This window comes from Mycobacterium tilburgii, from assembly GCF_902168065.1.
Taxonomy (GTDB): domain Bacteria; phylum Actinomycetota; class Actinomycetes; order Mycobacteriales; family Mycobacteriaceae; genus Mycobacterium; species Mycobacterium tilburgii.
In genome coordinates this window covers 1-25,048 of the sequence record NZ_LR655711.1, presented here as the reverse complement: position 1 = coordinate 25,048, position 25,048 = coordinate 1, and the positions used below count along the sequence as shown (strand labels likewise).

The 25,048-nt window shown below is 68.6% G+C and carries 21 protein-coding genes and 3 pseudogenes; 1 reads left to right on the top strand and 23 read right to left on the bottom strand.

The genetic code is table 11. The annotated features are described in order from the left end of the window. Position 1: 1 nt before the first annotated feature. Both FQ389_RS10340 and nthB read right to left on the bottom strand, forming a co-directional pair. Positions 2–304, bottom strand: a pseudogene (locus FQ389_RS10340) (nitrile hydratase subunit alpha); the annotation flags it as partial. Continuing rightward, positions 270–1,022, bottom strand: a pseudogene (nthB, locus tag FQ389_RS10335) (nitrile hydratase subunit beta). The pseudogenes FQ389_RS10340 and nthB, both read right to left, overlap by 35 nt. A 284-nt stretch (positions 1,023–1,306) precedes the next feature. On the opposite strand from nthB, the pseudogene FQ389_RS10330 reads away from it, so the two are divergent. Further along, positions 1,307–1,999: pseudogene (locus tag FQ389_RS10330) on the top strand (phosphoribosyltransferase); the annotation flags it as partial. A 2-nt stretch (positions 2,000–2,001) separates the two neighbouring features. On the opposite strand, the gene FQ389_RS10325 reads toward FQ389_RS10330, so the two are convergent. The 21 genes from FQ389_RS10325 to mraZ form a co-directional block, all read right to left on the bottom strand. Next, positions 2,002–2,334, bottom strand: a complete 333-nt coding sequence (locus FQ389_RS10325; RefSeq protein WP_144207355.1) for a cytochrome d ubiquinol oxidase subunit II — start codon at positions 2,332–2,334, stop codon at positions 2,002–2,004. A gap of 93 nt (positions 2,335–2,427) precedes the next feature. Beyond that, on the bottom strand, positions 2,428–3,222 hold the full coding sequence (gene wag31 / locus FQ389_RS10320) for a DivIVA-like cell division protein Wag31 (protein ID WP_144207352.1): 795 nt from the start codon (positions 3,220–3,222) through the stop codon (positions 2,428–2,430). Positions 3,223–3,482: 260 nt separating this feature from the next. Further along, positions 3,483–3,773 (bottom strand): YggT family protein, encoded by a 291-nt coding sequence (locus tag FQ389_RS10315; protein ID WP_144207349.1) that lies wholly within the window; start codon positions 3,771–3,773, stop codon positions 3,483–3,485. Positions 3,774–3,941: 168 nt separating this feature from the next. Then, entirely contained in the window at positions 3,942–4,595 is a 654-nt protein-coding gene (locus FQ389_RS10310) for a cell division protein SepF (protein ID WP_144207346.1), read from the bottom strand. Between the two features lie 66 nt (positions 4,596–4,661). Continuing rightward, positions 4,662–5,438 (bottom strand): YggS family pyridoxal phosphate-dependent enzyme, encoded by a 777-nt coding sequence (locus tag FQ389_RS10305; RefSeq protein ID WP_144207343.1) that lies wholly within the window; start codon positions 5,436–5,438, stop codon positions 4,662–4,664. 5 nt (positions 5,439–5,443) lie between these two features. After that, positions 5,444–6,163, bottom strand: coding sequence for a peptidoglycan editing factor PgeF (pgeF, locus tag FQ389_RS10300; RefSeq protein ID WP_186296354.1), 720 nt, complete (start codon positions 6,161–6,163; stop codon positions 5,444–5,446). A gap of 80 nt (positions 6,164–6,243) precedes the next feature. After that, positions 6,244–7,401 carry a cell division protein FtsZ gene (gene ftsZ, locus FQ389_RS10295; protein WP_144207404.1) on the bottom strand — a complete coding sequence of 386 codons (1,158 nt, stop codon included), beginning with the start codon at positions 7,399–7,401 and terminating at the stop codon, positions 6,244–6,246. A 219-nt stretch (positions 7,402–7,620) separates the two neighbouring features. Then, positions 7,621–8,568 carry a cell division protein FtsQ/DivIB gene (locus FQ389_RS10290; protein ID WP_144207337.1) on the bottom strand — a complete coding sequence of 316 codons (948 nt, stop codon included), beginning with the start codon at positions 8,566–8,568 and terminating at the stop codon, positions 7,621–7,623. Further along, positions 8,565–9,992, bottom strand: coding sequence for a UDP-N-acetylmuramate--L-alanine ligase (gene murC, locus FQ389_RS10285; protein ID WP_144207401.1), 1,428 nt, complete (start codon positions 9,990–9,992; stop codon positions 8,565–8,567). The genes FQ389_RS10290 and murC overlap by 4 nt, the downstream gene beginning before the upstream one ends. 41 nt (positions 9,993–10,033) lie before the next feature. After that, entirely contained in the window at positions 10,034–11,266 is a 1,233-nt protein-coding gene (gene murG, locus FQ389_RS10280; protein WP_144207334.1) for an undecaprenyldiphospho-muramoylpentapeptide beta-N-acetylglucosaminyltransferase, read from the bottom strand. After that, positions 11,263–12,858 (bottom strand): putative lipid II flippase FtsW, encoded by a 1,596-nt coding sequence (ftsW, locus tag FQ389_RS10275; protein ID WP_144207398.1) that lies wholly within the window; start codon positions 12,856–12,858, stop codon positions 11,263–11,265. The genes murG and ftsW overlap by 4 nt, the downstream gene beginning before the upstream one ends. A 224-nt stretch (positions 12,859–13,082) precedes the next feature. Next, positions 13,083–14,522, bottom strand: coding sequence for a UDP-N-acetylmuramoyl-L-alanine--D-glutamate ligase (gene murD / locus FQ389_RS10270; protein WP_407662842.1), 1,440 nt, complete (start codon positions 14,520–14,522; stop codon positions 13,083–13,085). Positions 14,523–14,541: 19 nt separating this feature from the next. After that, positions 14,542–15,621, bottom strand: a complete 1,080-nt coding sequence (gene mraY, locus FQ389_RS10265) for a phospho-N-acetylmuramoyl-pentapeptide-transferase (RefSeq protein ID WP_144207328.1) — start codon at positions 15,619–15,621, stop codon at positions 14,542–14,544. Beyond that, positions 15,618–17,207, bottom strand: coding sequence for a UDP-N-acetylmuramoyl-tripeptide--D-alanyl-D-alanine ligase (locus FQ389_RS10260; protein ID WP_144207325.1), 1,590 nt, complete (start codon positions 17,205–17,207; stop codon positions 15,618–15,620). Before FQ389_RS10260 ends, mraY begins: the two co-directional genes overlap by 4 nt. Next, on the bottom strand, positions 17,204–18,736 hold the full coding sequence (locus FQ389_RS10255; protein ID WP_144207322.1) for a UDP-N-acetylmuramoyl-L-alanyl-D-glutamate--2,6-diaminopimelate ligase: 1,533 nt from the start codon (positions 18,734–18,736) through the stop codon (positions 17,204–17,206). Before FQ389_RS10255 ends, FQ389_RS10260 begins: the two co-directional genes overlap by 4 nt. A 113-nt stretch (positions 18,737–18,849) precedes the next feature. Next, the gene (locus FQ389_RS10250) at positions 18,850–19,503 is read right to left on the bottom strand and encodes a TetR/AcrR family transcriptional regulator (protein WP_260860664.1); all 654 of its coding nucleotides are present in this window, start codon (positions 19,501–19,503) and stop codon (positions 18,850–18,852) included. 67 nt (positions 19,504–19,570) lie between these two features. Continuing rightward, positions 19,571–19,708 carry a hypothetical protein gene (locus FQ389_RS19815; RefSeq protein WP_260860663.1) on the bottom strand — a complete coding sequence of 46 codons (138 nt, stop codon included), beginning with the start codon at positions 19,706–19,708 and terminating at the stop codon, positions 19,571–19,573. Between the two features lie 170 nt (positions 19,709–19,878). Further along, positions 19,879–21,801: a peptidoglycan D,D-transpeptidase FtsI family protein gene (locus FQ389_RS10240; RefSeq protein WP_260860662.1), complete on the bottom strand. Its 1,923-nt coding sequence runs from the start codon at positions 21,799–21,801 to the stop codon at positions 19,879–19,881. Positions 21,802–21,920: 119 nt separating this feature from the next. Then, complete coding sequence (locus tag FQ389_RS10235) at positions 21,921–23,177, bottom strand: hypothetical protein (protein ID WP_144207314.1); 1,257 nt, start codon at positions 23,175–23,177, stop codon at positions 21,921–21,923. Continuing rightward, positions 23,174–24,409, bottom strand: coding sequence for a 16S rRNA (cytosine(1402)-N(4))-methyltransferase RsmH (gene rsmH / locus FQ389_RS10230; RefSeq protein WP_144207311.1), 1,236 nt, complete (start codon positions 24,407–24,409; stop codon positions 23,174–23,176). The genes FQ389_RS10235 and rsmH overlap by 4 nt, the downstream gene beginning before the upstream one ends. Beyond that, positions 24,384–24,815, bottom strand: a complete 432-nt coding sequence (gene mraZ, locus FQ389_RS10225) for a division/cell wall cluster transcriptional repressor MraZ (protein ID WP_044506536.1) — start codon at positions 24,813–24,815, stop codon at positions 24,384–24,386. The genes rsmH and mraZ overlap by 26 nt, the downstream gene beginning before the upstream one ends. Positions 24,816–25,048: the final 233 nt, after the last annotated feature.

The following is a 25,048-nucleotide window of genomic DNA, read 5'->3' as shown; positions in this document are numbered from 1 at the left end:
TGGTATTGGCTACGGCACGCAGGTGCTCAGCCTCGGCGCCCGCCATGCCGTCGGGCAGGTCGAGCTCGGCAATCGCGGACGGTGTGTTCGCCACCAGCCGAGAGGCGAATTCGGGATCCGTCCATGCCTTGACGACGATCTTCTTGCCGTTGAGCGGCGTCATCCCGGATTCGAAGTAGGCCAGCACCTTGTCGACGGTCTGGCTGGTGATCACGCCCTTCTCGATCAGCAGCAATTCCAGCGCGTGCACTTTCGCGGCGCTGCTTTCCTCACGGTCGCCCGGAAAGGCGCATTGCCCTGTCATGCCAGTCTTTCCAAGTAGCCTCGAACAGTTCTGCGCAGACGGCCTGGTGACCGTCCTCGGCGCCGGATCCCAGAGTTCGGTGGCGGTGAACTAGACGAGGTAGTTGGGCATCGGGTCGCAGATCCCATCCGCGGTGTGATTGAAATACGCGTAGTCGCTCTCGAAGACGCGTTTCACCGTGCCGACGCGGCCCCGCAGGAATCCCGGCAACCGGGTGCGCGCCGGCCGGCACGTAGGCAATCCGCACGGTGTCGCCGACGGCGAACTTCGGGTGGGCGACGTCGCGTCGAAGGCTGTTCCCATCCGTAGGTACGCCAACACCTGGGCGTCGATGGCCTCGGCGGCCCCGGGTTCTTGTCGGGACGGAAAATTCTCTGTGCGCGTGGCCAATTCGTCGGTAGTCAGGCAACCCTTGTCCACGAGAAACTGGGTGACACCGCCAAGCCACTTCTCGTAGTAGCGAAACTTGAAGTAGTCGAACGGGTCCATCGCCTCCGCGCTGGTACGCAGATCGGCCCACGTCCATTTATCGTCGAATGTCGTCGGCACCTCGGCAATTGGATAGCGTGGCAGCGCCGAGCCGAGATGCTTCGAGAGTGCCATCATCGCGACATGGATCCCGAAGATGCGTTTCTCCCATTCCGACGAAGACTTGCTTCTCGAGATGTAATGGCTCCGGTAGGCCCTCTAAGCCCCCGATATAATGCTGCAGTTTAATGGTGTGGTCACGCCTTCTCCGATCCGTCGCCAAACTGTTATCCCCTTGTGAGGAAACTGTATACAGTCTGCGGTGGCGCGGATTTGCTCACCCACGGGAAATGATGCAGTGTTTCCCACGAAACGCGACATGAATGGTGATTTCGTCGCGAGTTTGCCCGCCACGGGTCGATGTCCCGCCACGACGGCCGCCGACCGATCGGGCCCGGCAACCACCGAATATTGTCAAATTCACTTGGTGCACAAGCTATTCGATTGCCGAGCAACGGGCGGGTAAGCTGGATCGCACCGATGAACTCACGGAATGGCTTCCTGCGCCGCACGGTCTCGCGAACCGCGCGACGGTTTGCAGACCGCCGCGAAGCCGGTCGCGCGTTAGCCGAACAACTCACTTCTTACCAGTACAAGGACAATGTCCTGGTGCTGGGGCTGGCGCGCGGCGGGCTGCCCGTGGCCTGGGAGGTCGCCAAGGCGCTGCACGCCGAGCTCGACGTGTTTCTGGTCCGCAAGCTCGGGGTGCCGAGGTGGTCGGAGCTCGCGATGGGCGCGCTGGCCAGCGGCGGCGGTGTAGTGATGAACGAACACGTGGTGTCCAGCCTGCACATCACCGACGAGCAGGTACGCGAGGTCGTCGACAGCGCGGCGGCCCAGCTGGCCCGCCGAGAACAGGCCTATCGCGGTGGCCGCCCCGTCGCCGACCCCCGGGGCAAGATAGTGATCGTGGTCGATGACGGCATCGCCACCGGCGCCAGCATGCTGGCCGCGGTGTGGGCCATTCGGGCCGGTGAACCGGAATCGATCGTTGTCGCCGTGCCCGTCGGGCCGCAATCGGTCTGCCGTGAACTCGCGGCGGTGGCCGACGGTGTCGTGTGCGCTGTCACACCGCCAGCATTCGAGGCCGTCGGGCAGGTTTACGACGATTTTCATCAGGTCAGCGACCGTGAAGTGCGCGAGCTGCTCAGCTCGCCGACGCGCTGACCCTACTTGGCCGTGTCGTCGCCGCGGGTTTCGGCCGAGACGGCCTGGTCGTCGGCGTAGCCATCGGCCGTGTCGGAATCGGGGTTGGAGTCTTCGTCCGGGTAGTCGAGCGTCGCGTCGTCCTCGGGCTGATCATCGTGCGCGTCATCCGTGTCATCCTCGGCAGCGGCCGTGTCACGGTGTTGGTGTTCCCGCAGCGCGTCGACGATCAGCAGCACCACACCAAGGACGCTGACGCCGATGCACACCCAGGCCACCAGCTCGTTGCTGGTGACGACCGCAAAGACGAGCGCTACGAGCCCGATTAGGGCGAGTACCAGCGCAATGATCAGCATTGGTCATCCTCTAGCCGAAGGGCGGGGCTGCCAGGTACAGTGCACACGATATGCCGGACACGGCGTCCGGCACGAACTCAAATCGGGTTCCGACTAATTGTTACCCCGATTGAATTGGTCAAACCCCCCGGCGTCCGCGCTGGAGTCGACGGGTGCTGCCGATCCGCGCTGCCCGAGCTCCTCGAGCTGGGACTCCAGGTAGGTCTTGAGGCGGGTGCGGTATTCGCGTTCAAAGGTGCGGAGCTGCTCGAGGCGTCCCTCCAGCACGGTGCGCTGCTGGTTGATGGTGCCCATGATCTCTGAGTGCTTGCGTTCGGCGTCGGCCTGCAGCGCGTCGGCCTTCTCCTGGGCCTGACGCAGCTGCGTCTCGGAACGGGTCTGGGCGTCGGCGAGCATGGCGTCGGCGCGCTGCCGGGCCTCGATGACGGTGGCCTCGGCCGTCTGCCGGGCCTCGGTGAGGATCTGATCGGCATTGGCGCGGGCGTCTGCCAATAGCTTTTCGGACTCGGCCTGGGCGGTGCGGGTCAGCCGGTCGGCGGTGTCCTGGGCCAGGCTCAGCACCCGCGCGGCCTTGAGGGCCTGCTCCTCGTTCGTCCCGCTCAGGGTGGCCGCCGCTGCCGCCTTGACGGGTTCCGGCTCGGGCTCGAGCTCGTAAACAGGGCCTGCGGGGGCGGGGTGAGCGACGGGAGCGCCGCCGCCGGCAACGGCCAGTTCGCAGTCGAGCTCCTCGACCCGTTGGCGCAGATCAGAGTTTTCTTCGATCAGCCGCGTCAGCTCGTTTTCCACCAGGTCCAGGAATGCGTCGACCTCGTCCTCGTTGTAACCGCGCTTGCCAATAGGCGGCTTACTGAACGCCACATTGTGGACGTCGGCTGGTGTAAGCGGCATTTGTTCGTCCCCTCAAGTTCCTGTCAAGCGTTCTCGGAAGTGTAGAACGGAGTGGCAGCGGTTGTGCACTGCCGCCCATCCTGTCACACCAGACCCGGCGGTCGCCGATTAGGCCAATAAATAAGAGCCAATTTCAAACACTGATAGACATAAAATCTCAATCCTTAGAATTTGCAAATCGCGCCCATCAAACCGAAGCCTAATCGTGGCCGAACCGTCGCCCGGGTCCTCGGACAACCCCGCGACGCCCTTGGGAGGGCTCAGGCCGCGGCGCCGAAAGCGAGCTGCATGCCGATGAACGCGACCAGCAACAGCACCATGATCGACAGGTCGAAGCGAACCGCTCCGATGGTGAGCTGAGGGATGAGCCGACGCAACAACTTCACCGGCGGGTCGGTGATCGACATGATGATCTCCAGGATCACCACGGTGACGCCGGTGGGATGCCAGTCCCGGCTGAACGAGCGGATGAACTCGACAACGATCCTAGCGATGAGCAGCAGCCAGAAGATGAACAGCGCAAACCCAAGGATCTGAAAGAACAGCACCAACGAGAGCCCGACCTTAACGATGAGATGTCAACCGCCGCGCTATAGCGCAGCAATAGCAAGCGTACCGACTCAGGTCCGGGCGGACATCTCACCTGCGCCGCACCTGTAGCGCAATGGACAACCGCCGGGCACCCGATACGACCGACCCCGCCGGGGGGTCAGGTACGTCTATTGGTAGGCGTAGAAGCCGGTTTCGGCGATCCGCCGACGCTCTTCCGGCGTGACATCGACGTCGGCCGGGGACAGCAGGAACACCTTCGTCGCGACCTTGTCGAACGAACCACGCAGGGCGAACGCCAACCCGGCCGCAAAGTCGACCAGCCGCTTCGCATCAGCGTTGTCCATCGACACCAGGTCCATGATCACCGGGGTGCCGTCGCGGAAGCGCTCGCCGATGGTGCGGGCCTCGCTGTAGTCCTTGGGCCGCAGCGTGGTGATCTTTGACAGCGGATGGCCCTCTTCGAACATCATCGCCATCCGGCGCGGGTCCATGGCCAGGGCGCCACGAGTCGAACCGCGCAGCCACGAACCCAGCCGCGGGCGGCTCATCTCCGGGTCGCGGTCGCACTCGCGGGAGCGCATCGCGCCGTAGCGCGGCTCCTTGGGATAGCCGCCGCGGTAACCGGCCGGTGCGTACTCGCCGGTGTCGGCGCGCGGGTCGTCGTAGTCACCTTCAAAACGGCCTTCGTAGCGGCCGTACCCGTCGTCGAAGCGAGGACGGGGAAATCCGCGCGAAGGTGCGCGGTCGTCGTAGTACTCATCCTCGTAGTCGTCCATCGGGGCCATACCGAAATAGGCCTTGACCTTATGCAGCGTGCTCATCGCGTTGACCCCTTCTAGCCCTGGGATTTCTGTTGTCTGTGATGAAGATGTGACTACAGTGACTACTCACGGTGACGGTAGCTGCCGCGGGCCCATTAACGCGGTACCGACACGCACACACGTCGAACCGTATTTAACCGCAATTTCGAAATCGTTCGACATGCCGGCGGACAGTCCGACCGCGTTCGGGTGCGCCTCGAGCACCCGACGGTGCTCCGATTGCAGCCGCTCAAAGGCCACTTCGGGCTCCCAGTCCAGCGGCGGAATGCCCATCAGCCCGATCAACTCCAGGCCCCGCGAATCCTCGACCTGGGCGCACACCTCGTCCAGGGCGCCCGGGGCTGCGGGATCCACCCCGCCCCGCGAGGCGTCACCGTCCAGGCTGACCTGAACGTAAACACGAAGCGGATGCTGCCGTCCCCCCTCGGCCAGCGTGGCGGTGACCGCCCGGTCCAGCGCCGTCACGAGCTGCGCGCTGTCGACCGAATGTGCGGTGTGTGCCCAGCGCGCCAGCGACCGCGCCTTCTTGCGCTGAATCCGGCCGACCATGTGCCAGTGCAACTCTCGCGAAGAACCGGAAGCCTGTGTCAACCGAGTGACTTCCGCCACCTTTGCCGACGCTTCTTGTTCGCGCGATTCACCAACCGAACGACAACCTAATCGAGACAAAATCGCGACATCGCTGGAGGGAAAGAATTTGGTAACTGGCAGAAGTTCAATTCCACCGACATTGCGGTCCGCGGCTTCCGCGGCCATCGCCAATCGCGAACGCACCGCCGCCAACGCATGCGTCAATTCAGTTTCGCGGTTGCCCGTCTTGGAGTCCGCCGGGCCGACAGCCATGGCACTCACTCCATCCAGATCACCGACGCCAGCCGCCCGGTCGGGGCGTCCCGGCGGTGACTGAACAATGCCGGGTCGGCCACCGTGCAGCGTGGATCTATGTCGATCGATTGGATGCCAAATTCTCTTAACTGGTAAGCAATTCCGGCCCGAAGATCGAGGCCGGGAGTGCCGCGAGAGGTGCTGGTGCGACTGCCCGGCAGCGCGGCTTCGACCTCCTCGGCCATCGGCGCGGGCACCTCGTAATTTCCTCCGCTGACCGCCGGGCCGAGCAGCACCGAGATGTCGCCGGCCTGCGCGCCCAGCTTCTGCAGCGCCTCGACGGTGCGTGCCACCACGCCCCGCTGCGCGCCGACGCGGCCGGCATGCACGGCCGCGACCACCTCGGCCCGTGCGTCGGCCAGCAACACCGGCACGCAATCGGCCGTCACCACGGCCAGGGCCAGCCGGGGCGTACGGGTCACCAGTGCATCGGTGTCGTCGAAGGGCGCGCGGCGCGGCCCCTCGACGAGCTCCACCCGGTCGCCGTGCACCTGGTTCATCCACACCACTCGGTCGGTGCCCCCCTCGTCACTCAGGCCGATGGCGCGGGCCAGTCGCGCCCGGTTGGCCGCCACCGCCGCTGGGTCGTCACCGACGTGGTCGCCCAGATTGAAGGAGTCGAACGGTGGTTTGGAGACGCCGCCCGCCCGGGTGGTCGTCACTCGCCGGATGCGAACAGTCACAGGACCAGTATCCGGATTCCGTTGCCGAACAACCGTCCCCGCCGTGCGGACGGGGACGGTTGTCGCGAGCATGTCCGTTCTCAGCGGCGCATGAAGGGTGGCACTTCGACGTCGTCGTCATCGCCGCCGATGCTCAGCGTCGCGCCGTTGGTATGCGCCGGCACGCTGACGGCGTCGACCGGCTCGAACAGCGTCGAGGTGAGCTTGCCCGCCTTCGCCGATTCGATGCGGTGCGCACCGCCGGTCTTCTCTGCCGCGTCGGCATTGCCGATGACGGGTTTGCGCCCGGGCCCGGCCGCGTCGAAGCCCGCCGCGATCACCGTGACCCGCACCTCGTCGCCCAGCGAGTCGTCGATCACAGTGCCGAAGATGATGTTGGCGTCCTGGTGGGCGGCGTCCTGCACCAGCGAGGCCGCCTCATTGATCTCGAACAGGCCCAGGTCGCTGCCCCCGGCGATGGACATAAGCACGCCCTGGGCACCCTCCATCGACGCCTCCAGCAGCGGGGAGTTGATGGCGATCTCGGCGGCCTTGAGCGACCGGCCCTCGCCGCGCGCCGAGCCGATGCCCATCAGGGCGGTGCCGGCGCCGGACATGATACCCTTGACGTCGGCGAAGTCCACGTTGATCAGGCCCGGCGTGGTGATCAAGTCGGTGATACCCTGGACACCGTTGAGCAGCACCTCGTCGGCGCTGCGGAACGCATCCATCAGCGACACCGCGGCGTCACCTATCTGCAGCAGGCGGTCGTTCGGGATGACTATCAACGTGTCGCAGCTCTCCCGCAGCGCGTTGATACCGTTCTCGGCCTGATTGCTGCGCCGTTTGCCCTCGAACGAGAACGGCCGGGTGACCACGCCGACGGTCAGCGCGCCGAGCTTGCGGGCGATGGTCGCCACCACGGGTGCCCCGCCGGTGCCCGTGCCGCCGCCCTCACCGGCCGTGACGAACACCATGTCCGCGCCGCGCAGCAACTCTTCGATCTCGTCCTTGGCGTCCTCGGCGGCCTTGCGGCCGACCTCGGGGTCGGCACCGGCGCCCAACCCTCGGGTGGAGTCGCGGCCGACGTCCAGCTTGACGTCGGCATCGCTCATCAACAATGCCTGCGCATCGGTGTTGATCGCGATGAACTCCACGCCCTTGAGGCCCTGCTCGATCATTCGGTTGACGGCGTTGACGCCGCCACCGCCGATACCCACAACCTTGATGACGGCCAGGTAGTTGTGCGGGGGGGTCATCATCTCGTCTTCCTCCCTGGTGGGGATTCGGTTTTCCGGGCTATGCGGTCCCCCTGGCAAACTCTCAACCTCAACCATAGAGTTAGAGTTATGTCAAGTAGTTCCGTGCAACCAGAACGGTATGGGTACGACGCGCGCTATCCCTGCAGGCGCGCCGACGAGCGGTGCGCAAATTTTCCGCCAATTTCATAGCTGTGACCACAGTCGCAGTGCGCGGGACTACTTCACCGTGGGCAGATCGGGGCTCGACACATCGTAGGTCTTGCCCGGCTGGGTGAGCAGCGCGGCTAGCTTTTCGGCCTTCTCGTCCGTGCGGTCGGTCGTCCCCCAGATCACCACTCGCCCGTCGCCCAGGGTGAGGGTGATCGAGGCCAGCGACGGCGCCGCGATCCGGCCCACCTGTCGGGCAACCTCGGGACGAAGCGCCAGCAGCACCTGCAGCGCGGCCCTGGTCGTGGAGTCGGCCGGCCCGGGGTTGGCGACGTCGAGGTAGGGCAGCGCCGGCGGTGGCGGGCCGGTCGCGAAGTCGACGCCGTCGCGGTCGAACAGATGCGGACCGTCGGCAAAGTCCTTGACCACCACGGGAACTCGCTCGACGATCGTGATCCGCAGCGCCGACGGGTATTGGCGTTGCACGCGCGCGCTGGCGACCCGGCGGATCGCGGCGATCCGGTCGGCGACCTGGTTGGTGTTGATCTGCAGCAGCGGCGTACCGATCCGCACCTGGGCGGCGTCTAGCACCTCTTCACGCGACACCGCGCCGGTACCGACGACGACGATCTCGCGTGCCGACATCACCGGCGTGAAGTAGAAGATCAGCGCCAACCCGATCCCGACCACCACCAGGAGCACCGTCGCGCGCAACATCTTCAGGCCGCGAACCACGCCGCGTGCAGGCTTTTTGGGCTGGTAGGGTGCGCCGATGCGACCGCTGACCTGGCGCTTAGCCTCGCGGCGCGCCTCCTCGATGGCGGTGGCCCGGGCCTGGGCGGCGCGCCGCTCGGCGCGTTCCCGACGGGCGCGCCGGCGTGGACCCTCGAAGTCGACCGGTGCGGCGGCCCCCGGGGGGTTGTGCTCGACGAAGTTCGGTTCGGTCACCGCGCTGTCGGCGCTGGAGTCGGAGTCGGCGACCACGTCGGTGGGCCTGGTGTCGTTGGGTTCGGTCATCGCAACACCCCGGACTGCCCGGGCGTGCTGCGGGTGGCTCGCGCTCGCAGCGCGCTAACGATCTCGGGCCCCAGCATGGTCACGTCGCCGGCGCCCATGGTCACGATGACGTCGCCCGGTCCGGCGGCCGCGGCCACCTGCTCGGCGACGGTGGAGAAGTTCGGCAGGTAGCTGACCGGCGCGCTGACGTGCTCGGCGACGATCGCCCCGCGCATGCCGGCCAGCGGCTGTTCGCGCGCACCGTATACGTCGAGCACGAACACCTCGTCGGCGTGATCCAGGGCTTGACCGAATTCCGCCGCAAATGCCTTTGTCCGCGAATACAAGTGGGGCTGGAAGACGACCAGCGCCCGGCCGTCGCTGGCCTGTTCGAGCACCGCGCGGACCGCCGACAGCGTCGCGGCGATCTCCGTCGGGTGATGGGCGTAGTCATCGAACACCCGCACCGAGCCCACCGCGCCGACGAGTTCGAAGCGGCGCCGCACGCCCTCGAAACCGGCCAGGCCGTCGAGCACCTGATCCACCGGGGCGCCGGCCTCCAGCGCGGCCAGCAGGGCGCCGAGTGCGTTGAGTGCCATGTGCCGCCCCGGCACCGACAGCCGCATCGAACGCGCCGGCGCCGGGTCGGGACCCACCCGGATGGTCGCGACGGCCCCGGTGCCCTGCTGCTCCCAGGACAGCAGGGTGGCCGCCAGCTCCGGGTCCTCGTGCGGCGCGGAGCCATAACGCAACACCCGGATGCCCAATTCGCTGCTGCGCCGCGCCAGCGCGGCCGCGCCGGGATCGTCGGTGCACACCACCAGCGCCCCGCCCGGCGCCAGCCGCTCGACGAAGGAGTCGAACACCGCGACGTACGCGTCGTTGCTGCCGTAGAAGTCAAGGTGATCGGCCTCGATGTTGGTGACCACCGCGACGTTGGGGGTGTACTCCAGCAGCGATCCGTCGCTTTCGTCGGCCTCGGCGACGAAGCAGTCGCCGCTGCCGTGATGCGCGTTGGTGCCGGCCTCGCCGAGATCGCCACCCACCGCGAACGACGGGTCGCGACCACAGTGCTGCAGCGCGACGATCAGCATCGACGTCGTCGTCGTCTTGCCGTGCGTGCCGGTGACCATCAGCGTGGTGCGGCCGGCCATCAGGATGGCCAGCACGGCCGGGCGCAGCAACACGGGAATGCTGCGCCGCCGGGCCTCGACCAGTTCGGGGTTGGTCTTCGGGATGGCGGCATGTGTGGTGACGACGGCGGTCGCGCCGCCGGGCAGCAGGTCCAGCGCGGACGCGTCGTGGCCAATGCGAATCAGCGCGCCCCGGGCCCGCAGCGCGTGCACCCCGCGGGACTCCTTGGCATCCGACCCCGATACCTTAACGCCCCGGTCCAGCAGGATGCGGGCGACGCCGGACATCCCGGAGCCCCCGATGCCGACCATGTGGACCCGCTGCAGCTCGGGCGGCAACGGGTCGCCGATCGTCACCGCGGCCCCCTGGCGGCAGGCCCCCCATCGCGTGCGTGGCGGGCCAGGTCCAGCGCCGCCTCGGCGACCTGCCGTGCCGCGTCGCGATGTCCCAGCCGCGCGGTGGCCGCGGCCATCGCCGCCAGCCGGGGCGGATCGCCGAGTAGCCCGGTGACCTCGCGGGCCACCAGGTCCGGCGTCAGCACGCGGTCGGGGATGACCATGCCGCCCCCGGCGTGCACCACCGGCAGCGCGTTGAGCCGCTGCTCGCCGTTGCCGATCGGCAGCGGGACATAGATCGCGGGCAGTCCGACGGCCGACACCTCGGCGACCGTCATCGCCCCGGAGCGGCAGATGACCAGGTCGGCGGCCGCGTAGGCGAGGTCCATCCGGTCAAGGTAGGGCACCGCGCGGTAGGGCAGGTCGCCGTCCTGCGGGTCGGGCAGATCCAGGGTGTTCTTGGGGCCGTGCGCGTGCAGCACCGAAACACCCGCGGCGGCCAGCTGCGCGGCGGCGGCCGACACCGCGCGGTTGAGCGAGACCGCGCCCTGCGAGCCGCCGAACACCAGCAGCACCCGCGCATCGTCGGCGAACCCGAAGTGCCGGCGCGCCTCGGCACGCAGCGCCGCCCGGTCCAGGGTCGTGATGGCCGCCCGGACCGGCACGCCGACCACCTCGGCTCCCCGCAGCCCGGAATCGGGCACCGCGGACAGCACCCGATCCGCCGAGCGGGCGCCGACCCGGTTCGCCAGCCCGGCGCGGGCGTTGGCCTCGTGAATCACCACCCGGATACGCCGCCGGCGGCCGGCCGGCAGCCAGCGAGCCGCCAGATACGCGGGCAGGGCCACGTAGCCGCCGAACCCGATCACCACGTCGGCGCCGACGCTGTCGAGCACCGCGCGGGTCTCCCGCACCGCACGCCACACCCGTGGTGGCAGCCGGGCCAGGTCACCGCTGAGTTTGCGCGGCAGGGGCACCGGTGTGATCAGTTCCAGGTGGTAGCCGCGTTCGGGCACCAGCCGCGTCTCGAGTCCGCGCGCCGTGCCCAGCGCGGTGATCCGGACGTGCGGATCCAGTGCTTTGAGCGCGTCGGCGACGGCCATCGCGGGCTCCACATGACCGGCGGTGCCGCCGCCGGCCAGCACAACAGACACGGCGCCGTCACCCGGTGCCGGGGCCGGTGATGCGGCACCGGCGGGCGAGGGACTGCCCCCCTGCCCGCCGGCCGACTCCTTGATCTGGTGGTTCACCGTAACTGACCTCCCAATGCGCGAGCACGCCGTGCTTGACGCTGACCGGCTGGTGGGCTGACTGGCTGACCGGCATGGCGCTGGCCAGATACATGATGCCTTGTCCGGGGCTCCCCGCGGGCAGGTGTCCGCCCGAACGCCGGGCATCCGGTCGGCTCCGCCGTGCGCTTGCCCCTACGGGCGGCCGGGTCGCTGCCCCGGGCGGGCGCCTTGCGGGCGCGTCCCGCGGCGGACGGTCGCGACGCGGGTGGCCGCGACCGCCAGCGGCTGCGGAAGGTTTCGATGCGGCCGGCCACGTACGGCTCGGGCAGCGGCAGCCGCAACAGCCGATTCATCTTGTCGTCCCGCCCGGCACGCAGCGCGGCCACCGCCTCGGGCTCGTGCCGGGCCGCATTGCACATGATGCCGATCATGAAAAGTGTTGCAGCCGTTGATGTTCCACCGGCAGATATCAATGGCAACTGCAGGCCGGTGATCGGCAGCACGCCGATGACGTAGCCGATGTTGATAAAGGCCTGCCCGAGGATCCACATCGTCGTGGTGGCCGTCACCAGGCGCAGGAACGGGTCGGCGGAGCGGCGCGCAATGCGCATCCCAGTGTAGGCGAACAGCGCGAACAGCGCCAGCAGCCCGAACGCGCCGATGAAGCCGAGCTCCTCGCCAATGATCGCGAAAATGAAGTCGTTGTGCGCGTTGGGCAGGTAGTTCCACTTGGCGGTGCCCTGCCCCAGACCGTCGCCGAAGATGCCGCCGTGGGCCAGCGCGAATTTCGCCTGCCGGGCCTGATAGCCGGTGTCCTGGGGGTCGTTCTCGGGGTTGATCCACGACCGCACCCGGTCGGAGCGGTAACCGGCGGACATGGCCAGCACCGCCCCGGCCATGAACACCGCGAGCAGTGACGTGCCGAAGACGCGCAGCGGCAGCCCCGCGTACCAGAGCAGAGCCAGCAGAATGATGCCCATCGACACGGTCTGACCGAGGTCAGGCTGGGCGACGATCAAGCCCAGCGCGATGACCGCCGCCGGGACCAGCGGAATCAGCATCTCCCGCAGCGAGGCCCGCTCCATGCGACGGCACGCCAGCAGATGGGCACCCCAGACCGCGAACGCGATCTTGGCCAGCTCCGAGGGCTGCATCGAGAACCCGGCGACCAAGAACCACTTCCGGGAGCCGTTCGCGAGGTTCCCGATGCCCGGGACGAGCACTAGCACCAGCAGGATGATGGTGATCACGTATCCCGAAAAGGCCACCCGGCGGATCAAGAGCACCGGCAGCCGCATCGCGATGTACGCGCCGATAACGCCGATGATCGTCCACAGCACCTGCTTGGCGAAGATGACCCACGCCGATCCGTCGGCGCCGTAGGACCGCACGCCGGAGGCCGACAGCACCATGGTCAGGCCCAGCGTGGTCAGCAACCCGGTGATCGCGATCAATAGATGAAACGAGGTCATCGGCCGGCCCAGCCAGGCGCCGAACCGGGCGCGCGGGCTACGCTGCGGGTCTTTGACCTGCGTCTTGACCGCGGCCGACGGTGCTGGGGCGGCTGGGTTACCCGCTGGCTTGCCGGCACCGCCACCGGCGACGGCCATCGCATCCGTCGCAGCTTCGGCATCCTTGCCGTTTTCGGCGGCTTCGGCGACGGTGTTATCGGTGGCACCCGGGTCATCGGCGGTGCCGGCCGCGCCGTTGGCCCCGGTGTCAGCCTTGTCGTTGACGGAATCTTTGACGGAGTCGACACCCCGGACGGCCGGCGCGGCCTCGGTTTTCTTCTTCCCCCAGCGTAGGCGCCGGGTCAGCCCGTTATGCACGCCACCTACCGCAGCGCCGCGCGAACGGCAGCCGCGAACGCATCACCCCGGTCGGCATAGCTGCTGAACTGGTCAAACGATGCCCCGGCCGGTGCCAGCAACACCGTGTCGCCCGGCCGTGCCCACTCCCGAGCTGCAGCCACCGCCGCAGTCATCACGCGAACGCCGAGAACATCCCCCGCACTATCAACTTTTGTCACACTAGTATCACCAGTCGCATGCATACCAGCATCCTCGCCTGTCACAACCTGCACGACGGGGACATCGGGCGCGTGTCGCGATAACGCCTCGGCAACCTCTTGGCGATCGCGGCCGATCAGCACCGCCCCGACCAGGCGAGATGCGATACGGGCCACCTCCGCGTCCAGCGAGGCGCCCTTGAGCAGGCCGCCGGCCACCCACACCACCCGGGGGTAGGCCAGCACCGACGCCTCGGCGGCGTGCGGGTTGGTGGCCTTCGAGTCGTCGACGTAGGTGATCCCGTCCGCCACCGCCACTACCTCGCTGCGGTGCCTGCCCGGCCGGAACGTCGAGACGGCGGTCGCGATGGCCGCCGCGGGCACCTCGACGCTGCGGGCCAACGCCGCCGCCGCCAGCGTGTCAAGCACCCCGACCGTGCCGGGCAACGCGATCGAGGCCGCCGGCAACAGGGGCAGGTCGTCGGCGAACGCCCGGTCGACCAGCTGTCCATCCCGCACGCCCAGCTCCCCCGCCGCCGGCTCGCCCAACCGGAAACCGGCCCGCACCGGCGCCCCAGCGGTCTCCAGCAGGGCGGCGGACCGGGGATCGTCGAGCCCGACGACCGCCACCCGGCCGCCCAGCACCCGGGCCTTCGCGGCGGTGTAGTCCGCCATCGACGAGTGCCAATACAGGTGGTCCTCGGCGATGTTGAGCACCACGCCAGCCTCGGGCCGCAGCGACGGCGCCCAGAACAGCTGAAAGCTGGACAGTTCGACGGCCAGCAGGTCGGCCGGCTGCTCCAGCACGTCGAGAACCGGGTCGCCGATGTTGCCGCACAGCAGGCTGCGCCGGCCCCCGGCGAGCAGCATGTCGTGCAGCATCGACGTCGTCGTGGTCTTGCCGTTGGTGCCGGTGACCACCAGCCAGCGCCGCGGCGTGCCGTAACATCCCGCGGCGTCCAGCCGCCAGGCCAGCTCGACGTCGCCCCAGATCGGCACGCCCGCGGCGGCCGCGGCCGCCAGCACCGGCGCCGACGGCTGAAATCCGGGACTGGTGGCGACCAGCGCGTAGTCGGCGAGCCGCCCGATCGCCGTCGCGGGATCCACCGTCGCGACCCCGCTTTCGGCGTACGGGCGCAGCATCTCCGGGTCGTCGTCGCACAGCGTCGTGACGGCGCCGAACCGGGTCAGCGCGCCCAGGATCGCCCGGCCGGTCACCCGGGCACCGACGATCAAGACGGGCGCGCCCACTGATAGCGGAGACAAGGGTTCGAGCCCGGGCACGTCACGCGCCGATCGTGGCGAGCCACTCACCGTAGAACAAGGCCACGCCCAGACCGCAGGCGATCGCGGTGAGCAGCCAGAAGCGGATGATCACCGTAGTCTCGGCCCAGCCGCTCAACTCGAAATGATGATGGAACGGCGCCATCCGGAACACCCGGCGCCCGGTGGTGCGGAAGGTCAGGATCTGCAGCACCACCGAGGTGACCTCGGCGACGAACAACGACCCCAGCACCACGGCGAGGATCTCGGTGCGGCTGGTGACCGACAATCCGGCGATGATGCCGCCCAGGGCCAGGGAGCCGGTGTCGCCCATGAAGATCTTGGCGGGCGCGGCGTTCCACCACAGGAAGCCGATGCAGGCGCCCGCGGTGGCGGCGGTCACAATCGCCAGGTCCAGCGGGTCGCGGACGTTGTAGCAGCCCAGCCCCGGTGCCGTGGCGCACGCATTGCGATATTGCCAGAACGTGATCAGCACGTAGGCGCCAGTCACCATCGCCATGCAGCCCGCCGCCAGGCCGTCCAGGCCGTCGGTGAAGTTGACCGCGTTGGACCAGGCGCTGACGACGATCGCACAGAACAACACGAACAAACCTGGAGTCAGTGTGACAGTGGCGATTTCGCGCACATAGGACAGATCGGCGCTGGCCGGTGTCAGGCCGTTGGGGTTGTGGAACTGCAGGACCAGCACGCCGAACAGCACCGCGGCTAGGATCTGCCCGACTGTCTTGGCGGTCTTGTTCAGACCCAGGTTGCGCGAGCGGCGGATCTTGATCAGGTCGTCGAGAAATCCGACGCCGCCCAGCATGGTGGCCAGGCCGAGCACCAACAGCCCGGACGCCGTGACGCCTTCACCGTCGAAGGCCATCCCGGCGAGGTGGGTGCCCAGGTAGCCGGCCCACAGGCCGGCCAGGATCGCGACACCGCCCATCGAAGGGGTTCCGCGCTTGGTGTGATGGCTGGGCGGGCCGTCCTCCCGGATCTGGTGGCCGAAGCCCTGTTTGGTGAACAACCGGATCAGCTCCGGCGTCAGCAGGATCGACACGGTCAGGGCGATCGCGACGGCGACCAGAATCTGCCTCACGGGCGAGCCCCGTACTCGGAGTCGGCCCCAGCAGAAGTATCGGCCGGGGTATCGGCGAGCCCCTCGGCCAGGGCGCCGAGTCGGGCGGCGTTCGAGGCCTTCACCAGAACCACGTCACCCGGTTGCAGCTCGGCCCGCAACAAGTCCAGGGCGGCGCCGGCGTCGGCCACGTTCACGGCACCCCTGTCGCCGGAAGCGCCCCGCGAGCCCCACGCTCCTTCGAGCACCGCAGCATGGTGCATCGCGGTAACCGACCTCCCCGTGCCGACGACAACAAGTCGAGAAACATCTAAGCGCACCGCCAGCCGGCCGACGCGATCGTGCTCGGTTATCGCGTCCGCGCCGAGCTCGGCCATCTCGCCGAGCACCGCCCAGCTGCGCCGCCGCGCCCCGCCCGGCGCCGACCCGCCGGAGGCGATCCAGGCCAGCGCCTGCAGTCCCGCGCGCATCGAGTCCGGGTTGGCGTTGTAGGCGTCGTCGATGACGGTCACCCCGTCGGCACGGGTGGTCACGTGCATCCGGTGCCGCGACACCGGGCCAGCCGCGGCCAGCGACGCCGCGACCTGCTCGACGCCGGCGCCGGCCCCGCACCGCAGGGCCACCGCGGCGGCACACAGCGCGTTGGTGACCTGGTGCTCGCCAGACACCCCGAGTTGCACCTCGGCGTGCACAGCGCCTCGCGCGTCCATCGCGTGCAGGGTAAAGCGCGGCCTGGCCAACTCGTCCAACAACACGCCTTCGGCCCAGACGTCGCTGCGGCCCGAGTCGGTATGGCTGTCGCGACTGATCCGCACCACCTCGGCCGAACTGAGCTGGGCCATGGCGGCGACGGCCGGGTCGTCGACATTGAGGATCACCGCACCTGACGACGGAATAGCTTGGGCCAGTTCGAATTTCGTCTGCGCGATCGCCTCCCGTGAGCCGAACTCGCCGAGATGCGCGGTGCCCACGTTGAGCACCACCCCGATCGCGGGCGGGGCGATCTGCGCCAGCGCGGCGATATTGCCCGGATGGCGCGCCGACAGCTCCAGCACGAGGTAGTCGGTGTCGCGTGTCGCGCGCAGCACCGTCCAGGGATGGCCGAGTTCGTTGTTAAACGATCCCGGCGGGGCCACCACTTTACCGAGCGGCGCCAGCACGGCGGCCACCAGGTCTTTCGTCGACGTCTTGCCCGACGATCCGGTGATCCCGATGATCGTCAGCCCGCCCGCCACCAGCTCCGCGGCCACCGCCTGGGCCATCCTGGCCAGCGCGCCCAGCACCGCGGCGCCCGAGCCGTCGGGGTCGTGCTCGAGCACACCGGCCCGTGATCTGGACGGCCCGTGCGGGGGCACCACGATGGCCGGCACCCCGACCGGCCGGGCGGCCAGCACCGCGACCGCACCGGCGTCCACCGCCGCGGCGGCGTGATCGTGCCCATCCGTGCGGGCGCCGGGCAGCGCCAGGAACAGCCCGCCGGGCCCCACCGAGCGCGAGTCGAATTCGACGGTCCCGGTGACACGCAGCCGCGCGGCGTCCTGCGGCGAGACGTCGGCCAGGGTGCCGCCAACGATCTGGGCGATCTGCGCGACGGTCAGGTCAATCATCGGCCTGCCTCACGGCGCTCGTCCAGCGCGGCGACCAACTCCGCCCGGTCGTCGAACGGGCGCACCACGTCGCCGACGCGCTGGCCGGTTTCATGGCCCTTGCCCGCGATCAGCACCACATCACCGGGGCCGGCCCAACCGACCGCGTGCCGGATGGCTTCGCGCCGGTCGCCGATCTCGACCACACCGGCCTTGACGCCGGCCGCGCCTTTGGTTGCGCCGCGCAGGATTTCACGCCGGATGGCCGCCGGGTCCTCGCTGCGCGGATTGTCGTCGGTGACGACGACCAAGTCGGCCAGCTCGGCGGCGACGGCGCCCATCGGCGCCCGCTTGCCCGGGTCGCGGTCCCCACCGGCGCCGAACACCACCGCCAACCGTCGGCCCGGCCGCAACAGCGTGGTCAAGACCGCGCGCAGCGCACCTGGCTTGTGGGCGTAGTCGACGAGGGCCAGGAAATTTTGGCCGCGGTCGATCTCTTCGAGTCGGCCGGGGACACGGGTGTCCGCCAGGCCCGCCGCCGCCTGCTCCGGGGAAACCCCGACGGCATCCAGAATCGCCAGTGCCACAAGGCAATTGGCGACGTTGTAGGTGCCGGTCAGCCGGATGCTGATGCGGTGCCAGCCGCCGGCCGGGTCGACGGCGGTGAACTCCTGCCCCGCCGTGCCGGTGGGCGCCGCGTCGATCGCCCGCCAGTGCGCGGGGTGACCGGCGGCGCTGACCGTGATCGCGTCGGCGGCCAGCGCGGCCATCGCGCGGCCGGCGTCGTCGTCGACGCAGACGATGGCCGTACGGGCGTGCAGCAGCGAATCCGGATCGAACAACAGCGCTTTGGCGTCGAAATAGTCAGCCATGGTCGGGTGGAAATCGAGATGATCGCGGGACAGGTTGGTGAACGCGCCCACCGCGAAACCGGTGCCGTCGACCCGGCCCAGGGTCAGGGCATGGCTGGAGACCTCCATCACGACGGTGTCCACTCCGCGCTCGGCCATGGCAGCCAGCATCGCCTGCAGCGCGGGCGCCTCGGGAGTGGTCAGGGCGCTCGGGATGTCGGTGCCGTCGATGCGGATGCCGATGGTGCCGATTAGCCCGGCGGTACGGCCGCCGGCCCGCAGGCCCGCTTCTACCAGATAGGTCGTGGTGGTCTTGCCGGACGTGCCGGTGATCCCTCCGACCGTGACCCGGTCGGAGGGGTTGCCGTACACGGTGGCAGCCAGCCCGCCCAGCACGCCGCGCGGCGACGGATGCACCAGGATCGGCACGGCGGGGTGCACGCCGGCCAGCTCGGCGGCCCCGGCCGTGTCGGTGAGCACCGCGACGGCACCCCGCCCGATCGCGTCGCCGGCGTAGCGGGCGCCGTGCGTGGCAGAGCCGGGCAGCGCCGCGAACAGGTCACCGGGCAGCACGTCCTGGGCGCGCTGCGTCACGCCGCTTATCGACACATCGGGGCCGGCGGACATCGCGCCAACCTGAGCCGCCAGCACGGGCAGGCGTACGCCCGCGGCCCGGCTGGGACGCAGCTCAGTAGACACCCGTACTCGTCACCACCCTCCGTACCAACCTCGTCAGCCATGATCAGCCATGAAACCCTACCGAGGACGAGCAGGCACCGCGGTGGTCGTCCCGCGCCCGCACGGGGCGTCACCTATCCTAAACTTGAGTCCTTACGCGCGTCGAGCAAAGGCAGCAAGATGGTGTCGACGATCTCCTCGATCGCCTCGTCGGACAGCGGCTGCAGCGTCATGAGGATCTCATAGCGGAACAGCTCCACCGGCAGGCACACGATCCGGTCGGTGACCTGTTGCGGCTCGACTTCGCCGCGGTCGATGGCGCGTTGTATGACCTGCTCGAGGACGGCGTCGCGCTCGCCCAGAACGAACGCCCGCAAGTCGGCCAGGCTGCAGCCGGTCCGCTGGTAGAAGTCGCCCAGCCGGGTCATCAACGCCGTCGCCAATTCCACTCGGAGCTTGTTGGCCTGCCGAAGCAGCTCGACGACGTCGCCGCGAAGACTGCCCGTGTCGGGCATGACCACGACATCCTTGGCCGCCTCGTGCGACAGGGCGGCGAGCACCAGCTCCTGCTTGTTGGGCCAGCGGCGGTAGAGCACCGCACGAGAGGTCCCCGCACGCACGGCGACTGCGTCGATCGTCATGTCGTCGTAACCGCGTTCGACGATCCCGCCGCACCGGTACCATAGCGAGGAAGAATACGCCGAGCGCCGCATCGACCACGGCGGGGAGATCTTCAGCAACGTGTGTGCCCCGAGCACCGCCGCCGGGGTGCCGGGTACGGCGTACACTAACACGGGTCGCCACGGAATCTACCGCCACCCGGCCCGCGTTGGCCAACACCGCCGCGGCCGCCCATTACCGACACGGCCCCACCCGGGGTGCGTACATGCTCACCAGGATCGGCAACAGCACCAACGACGAGCCGGTGCCGACCAGACCACCCAAAGCCCCGGCGGCCAACGCAACGAGGAACAGGACAACTGTCGCGAGCATGGAGGACCTTCTCGGCGACGCGCGGCGCGCCGCCGGAGATCCTCCAGGCTTTTGTCCGTTCAGATGACCGCGGCTCTCCCGAAGCCGCGGTGGCGTCGCTCGGACCAGTCACGCGTTCACGCCGGAACCCTAGACGCTGTCGACCCCGACGCTAGCACCGTCGCGAGGGCTCAGGTCACCTGCAGTGTCAGCGGCGGCCCCGGGTCGGGTGATAGCGGGACGTTCTCCCGCTGCATGAGCCAGCCGGCGATGTTGTGGAACAGCGGCGCCGCCGAGTGCCCGGGTGTGCCGTCGGCGTTGCGCTCCGGGTTGTCCATCATGATTCCGATCACGTAGCGCGGATTGTCGACGGTGGCCATCCCGGCGAAGGTGATCCAGTAGACGTCGTCGAAGTAGCAGCCGCAGCCTGGGTTGATCTGCTGGGCGGTACCGGTCTTGCCGGCCATCTGGTAGCCGGGCACCGCCGCGGCGGGCCCGGTGCCCTGCTGATAGCCCATCGGGTCGTGCTGCACGACGGCGCGCAGCATCTGCCGGACGGTCTGCGCGGTCTGCGACGAGACCACCCGCACACCTTCGGGGCGCGGTTCTTCGGTGCGGCTGCCGTCGGCGGCGATGGTGGCCTTGATGATGCGCGGCGGGATGCGCACCCCGTCGTTGGCGATGGCCTGGTACATGTCCGTCATCTGCAGCAGGGTAATAGAAAGACCTTGTCCGATAGGCAAGTTCGAGAAGGTGCTGCCCGACCACTGGTCGATGGGCGGCACCAGTCCGGCGCTTTCACCGGGCAGCCCGACGTTGGTGCGCTGCCCCAAACCGAATTTGCGGAGCATGTCGTAAAATCGTTCCGGCCCAACGCGTTGCGCCAGCATCAGGGTGCCGACGTTCGAGGACTTCCCGAACACGCCGGTGGTGGTGTAGGGCATCACGCCGTGGTCCCACGCGTCGTGCACGTTGACGCCACCCATGTTTATCGAGCCCGGAACCTGCAGCACCTCATCGGGATTGGACAGGCCGTATTCGATGACCGACGACGCGGTGACGATCTTGTTCACCGAGCCGGGCTCGAACGGCGACGACACCGGCAGGTTGCCCAGTTGCCGGTCGCCCTGGCGGCCGATGTCCTGGGACGGGTCGAAGGTGTTGTCGTTGGCCATGGCCAGTACTTCACCGGTCTTGGCGTCCAGGACGACGGACGAAACATCATGTGCCCCAGACAGATTCTTCGCCTGCTGGACCTGCTGCTGCACGTAGAACTGAATGTCGTTGTCGATGGTGAGCTGGACGGTCGACCCGTTGACCGCCTTGTGCCGGTTACGGTAACTGCCGGGGATGACCACGCCGTCGGACCCGCGATCGTAGGTAATCGAGCCGTCGGTGCCCGACAGCACCGAGTCCATGCTGTCCTCGAGGCCGAGCAAGCCGTGGCCGTCCCAGTCGATGCCGCCGACGATGTTGGCCGCCAGCGAGCCGCCCGGATACTGGCGCAGATCCTGCCGCTCAGAGCCGACCTCGGGGTACTTGTCCGAGATCGCGCTGGCAACGGCCGGATCGACGGCACGCGCCAGGTAGACGAAGTTGTCGTCGCTTTGTAGCTTTTTCAGCACGGTCGCGTAGTCCGGCTTGTTGTTCAGCCGCATCGCAACCTCTCTGGCGATGTCGCGCAGTCGGGCCTGTGGATCTGCAGCGTCCGGGTCCTTCTTGCGCTCGTCCTCAAGCTGCCGACGGATTCGCTTGGGTTGAAACGTCAGGGCCCGCGACTCGATGGTGAACGCCAGCTGCTGGTTGTTGCGGTCAACGATGCTGCCGCGGAAGGCTTTTGAGACGTCGGTGACCTTGAGCTGCCCGGCGTCCTGGGCGCGCAGTTTCGGCGCGTTGGTGACCTGCAGGACGAACAGCTGCGCCTCGGCCACCAGCATCATCACCAGGATGACCGCGTAGCCTATGCGATGCCGGAACAGGAACGAGGTGCTGCGCGTTGCGGCCTCGACGGCCGGCCGGGTGCGCCGCGCGCGCGCCGAATGGCCGAGTGCGGCCTCCGGCTTGGCCACCGCAGGAGACTTCTTGTCCTTGCGGGCAGCCTTGGGCCGCCCCATCTTCCGGTCCTTCGGTGCCGTACCCGGCTTCTCCGGGCGGTTCGATTTGCGTACGCCCGCCGCTCGACGCGCACCGCCGGCCTTGGGGGGCCGGCGGCTGCGGCTGTCCTCGCCGCGACTCACCGGGCCACACCTGGCGCCGCGACGGCGGGCGGTCCGGCCAGCGTCGCGACGGCCGGTGCCGGCCCCTGCGCTCCGGGTAAGGCAGGGACGCCGACCTGCGGTCCGGGGCCCGGTTGAACCGGAACGGGAATCTCGGCGGGCAATTGCACGGGGGCGGGCGCCTGGGGCATTCCCGCGATCGGGATCGGCACCTCAGCGGGTACCGTCGCAGTGCTGGGCGCGGGCATCGTCGGCATCGGCAGGCCCGGTGTGGGCAATCCCTGCATCGGAAGCCCTTGCGCCGGAACGGCTTGTCCCGAAAGCCCCTGCGCCGGCACACCCGGCACCGGAAGACCAGGCGACGCGAGCATGCCCGGAAACTGTCCGTTGAGCGGTCCACCCGGCGCACCGGGCACTTGCGGCGCGGCCGGCGGCAGATGCTGCCCGCCCACCGTCGACGACCCGTCCGGGGCACGCAACAACGCCTCCGGCCCGTTGCTGCGGCCGGGTACCAGGTCCGCACCCGGATCCGGTTGCACCCGCACCGGAACCTCCGGCGGCGCTGCCGGTTTCGGCGACGGCGGCCTTTCCTCGGGCAGTTTCGTGTTCAGCGGCGCCGGCGGAACGCCGTCGGCCGGTTTGGGCGTGCCGACCACGACCCAGTTGCCCTCGGGGTCCTGGACCAGGTGGGCGGTGTCGCGCGTCGGGATCATGCCCTGCTTACGCGCAGCCTCGGCTAGCGCCGGTGCGGCCTCGGCCTCACGGACATCGCGCTCCAGCGCCTCCTTCTGCTGCTGCAGCAGCCGGGTCTTCTCGCGGGCGGCACTCAGTTGATAGGACCGCTCAGTGGAGTCGGTGGACAACCACAACGTCAACGCCAACCCGAGACCGAGCGTACCGATGACCAGCACCACAAAGGGGACCTTGGCGAGCAGTGCCCGCGGCCGCAGGTCGATCGAGGCCAGCCGCAGAGCCAGCCGCTCCGTCAGGCTGATACGAATAACCTTGGGCGCCTTGGATTTTCTGGCTTTGGCCCGCGCCTTGGCCTGCCGGGTGCTGATCGGCCGGGCCGACCGCTGGACGGGCCGGGCGTGCGGGCTGGATTTTGCCGAGCGAGTCTCGCGCCCGACCGTCGATCCTTGCGCCGGGCGGGTACGACGTGCCGTCGCCTCCGCCGCGCTGCGCCTGGCCTTGCGGACCGCGCCGTCGCGTGCGCTGCGACGGTCGCTACCGCCCCGGCGTTTCGGCGCCTCGCGCTTGGCTTTCGCTCTCATGAGTCGCCCTTCTCGGTCGCCCGCTGCGGTGGTTGTCCCTCGTGTTCCAGCCGCTGCAGGGCCCGTAGTCGCACGGCCGCACTGCGAGGGTTCCGTTCGCTTTCGTCGGCATCGACGCGTTCGGCGCCGCGGGTCAGCGCGGCGAAGCGCGGCCCACAGCCGGGCAGCTCGACCGGGAGATCCACCGGCGTGCGCGAGGCGGTCGCGTCAGCGAATGCGTGTTTGACGATGCGGTCTTCCAGCGACTGGTAGGCCATTACCGCGATCCGCCCACCGACCATCAGCGCGTCCAGCGCGGCCGGCACCGCGCGGCGCAGCGTGTCCAGATCGTCGTTGACCGCGATGCGCAGCGCCTGGAACGTGCGCTTGGCCGGATGCCCCCCGGTGCGGCGGGCCGCGGCGGGGATGGCGTCATAAAGCAAGGCCACCAACTCGGCGGTGGAGGTGAACAGGGTGTCGGCCCGCCGGCGGACGATCCGGGCTGCGATGCGGCGGGCGAACCGCTCCTCGCCGTAGCGGTGCAAGATGTTGGCCAGTTCGGCCTCGTCGTAAGTGTTGACGATGTCTGCGGCGGTCAACGCGGAGGACGGATCCATCCGCATGTCCAACGGAGCATCCTGGGCGTAGGCGAAACCCCGCTCGACGCGGTCCAGCTGCATCGAGGACACACCCAGATCGAACAGTGCTCCATCGATAGATTCCGTTGCGGCGTAACCTGATTCGGCCAGATCCTCGGCAAGACGGTCATACCGCGTGTGCACCAGCGTGATGCGATCGACGAACGGTGCCAGCCGGTCGCGGGCGATCTGCAGCGCGCTGGGGTCGCGGTCTAGTCCGATCACGCGCAGGCCCGGCAGTTCAGTCAGGAAGCGCTCCGCGTGCCCGCCCGCGCCGAGGGTGGCGTCGACGAGCACCGCACCGGTTCCGTCGGGGTGCCGGCGGGTCAGCGCCGGGGTGAGTAGCTCGACGCAGCGTTGCAGCAACACGGGGACATGCCCGAACCGGCTCGGCCCCAGGGCATTTGGCTCGTCGGCCACCGCAACACCTTCCCGCCTGTGCTGGAACTCGTCGGAAAGCGACCCGGCCCGCCACACGGGAGAAGGACGCGCCCCTGCACCGGGGTCCCTGTCCGAAACTACGAACCAGGCGTTGGGGAAGTACGCCGGGGTCGGTTCGGGCAGAGGCCACGATGCACGGGCATGCGCCTCAGATGATGTCGCCGAGTGCTTCATCGCTGGCCGCGGAGAAGTTCTCTTCGTGTGTTTGCTGGTAGTCCTGCCAGGCTTGGGCATCCCAAATTTCGAGGTAATCGACGGCCCCGATCACCACGCAGTCCTTGGAGAGGTTCGCATAGCGGCGGTGGTCGGCCGACAAGGTGATACGCCCCTGGGCATCGGGATGCTGCTCATCGGTGCCGGCGGCCAGATTGCGCAGGAACGCCCTGGCTTCCGGGTTGCTTCGAGACGTTTTGCTCGCCCGGCGGGCCAGCTGCTCGAACTCCGCCCGCGGGTAGACGGCGAGGCTGTGGTCTTGGCTCTTGGTGACCATCAACCCCCCTGCCAGCGCGTCGCGGAACTTGGCGGGCAACGTCAGTCGCCCCTTGTCGTCGAGTTTGGGCGTGTAGGTGCCGAGAAACACCAGCTCACCTCCTGTCGAGGCCGTCTCCTCGCCCAAACACTTCAGCCACCATACCCCACAATCCCCCACTTCTCTCCATAAATGCCGTGTCGTCGGAGTGTTTCGCGGGTCATTTGCCACTTCGGGCTGGTTAAGGGGACGCGCGACGCATCGAGCGTCGCGCTATCGACCGCGCCGCGGTCAACAAAACTGCACGTCAGTACACCCACGGCGGGTGGTGGGGGAAGGTGGGG

Bases quoted from the DNA above. Each gene is read 5' to 3' on its own strand.
- FQ389_RS10325 (WP_144207355.1), bottom strand. From the start codon at position 2,334: ATGCTGATCATTGCGCTGGTACTCGCCCTAATCGGGCTCGTAGCGCTC.
- wag31 (WP_144207352.1), bottom strand. From the start codon at position 3,222: ATGCCGCTTACACCAGCCGACGTCCACAATGTGGCGTTCAGTAAGCCG.
- FQ389_RS10310 (WP_144207346.1), bottom strand. From the start codon at position 4,595: ATGAGCACGCTGCATAAGGTCAAGGCCTATTTCGGTATGGCCCCGATG.
- FQ389_RS10305 (WP_144207343.1), bottom strand. From the start codon at position 5,438: ATGGCTGTCGGCCCGGCGGACTCCAAGACGGGCAACCGCGAAACTGAA.
- ftsZ (WP_144207404.1), bottom strand. From the start codon at position 7,401: ATGACCCCCCCGCACAACTACCTGGCCGTCATCAAGGTTGTGGGTATC.
- FQ389_RS10290 (WP_144207337.1), bottom strand. From the start codon at position 8,568: ATGACCGAACCCAACGACACCAGGCCCACCGACGTGGTCGCCGACTCC.
- murC (WP_144207401.1), bottom strand. From the start codon at position 9,992: ATGGTCGGCATCGGGGGCTCCGGGATGTCCGGCGTCGCCCGCATCCTG.
- ftsW (WP_144207398.1), bottom strand. From the start codon at position 12,858: ATGGCCGTCGCCGGTGGCGGTGCCGGCAAGCCAGCGGGTAACCCAGCC.
- FQ389_RS10260 (WP_144207325.1), bottom strand. From the start codon at position 17,207: ATGATTGACCTGACCGTCGCGCAGATCGCCCAGATCGTTGGCGGCACC.
- FQ389_RS19815 (WP_260860663.1), bottom strand. From the start codon at position 19,708: ATGCTCGCGACAGTTGTCCTGTTCCTCGTTGCGTTGGCCGCCGGGGCT.
- FQ389_RS10240 (WP_260860662.1), bottom strand. From the start codon at position 21,801: ATGGGGCGGCCCAAGGCTGCCCGCAAGGACAAGAAGTCTCCTGCGGTG.
- FQ389_RS10235 (WP_144207314.1), bottom strand. From the start codon at position 23,177: ATGAGAGCGAAAGCCAAGCGCGAGGCGCCGAAACGCCGGGGCGGTAGC.
- rsmH (WP_144207311.1), bottom strand. From the start codon at position 24,409: ATGAAGCACTCGGCGACATCATCTGAGGCGCATGCCCGTGCATCGTGG.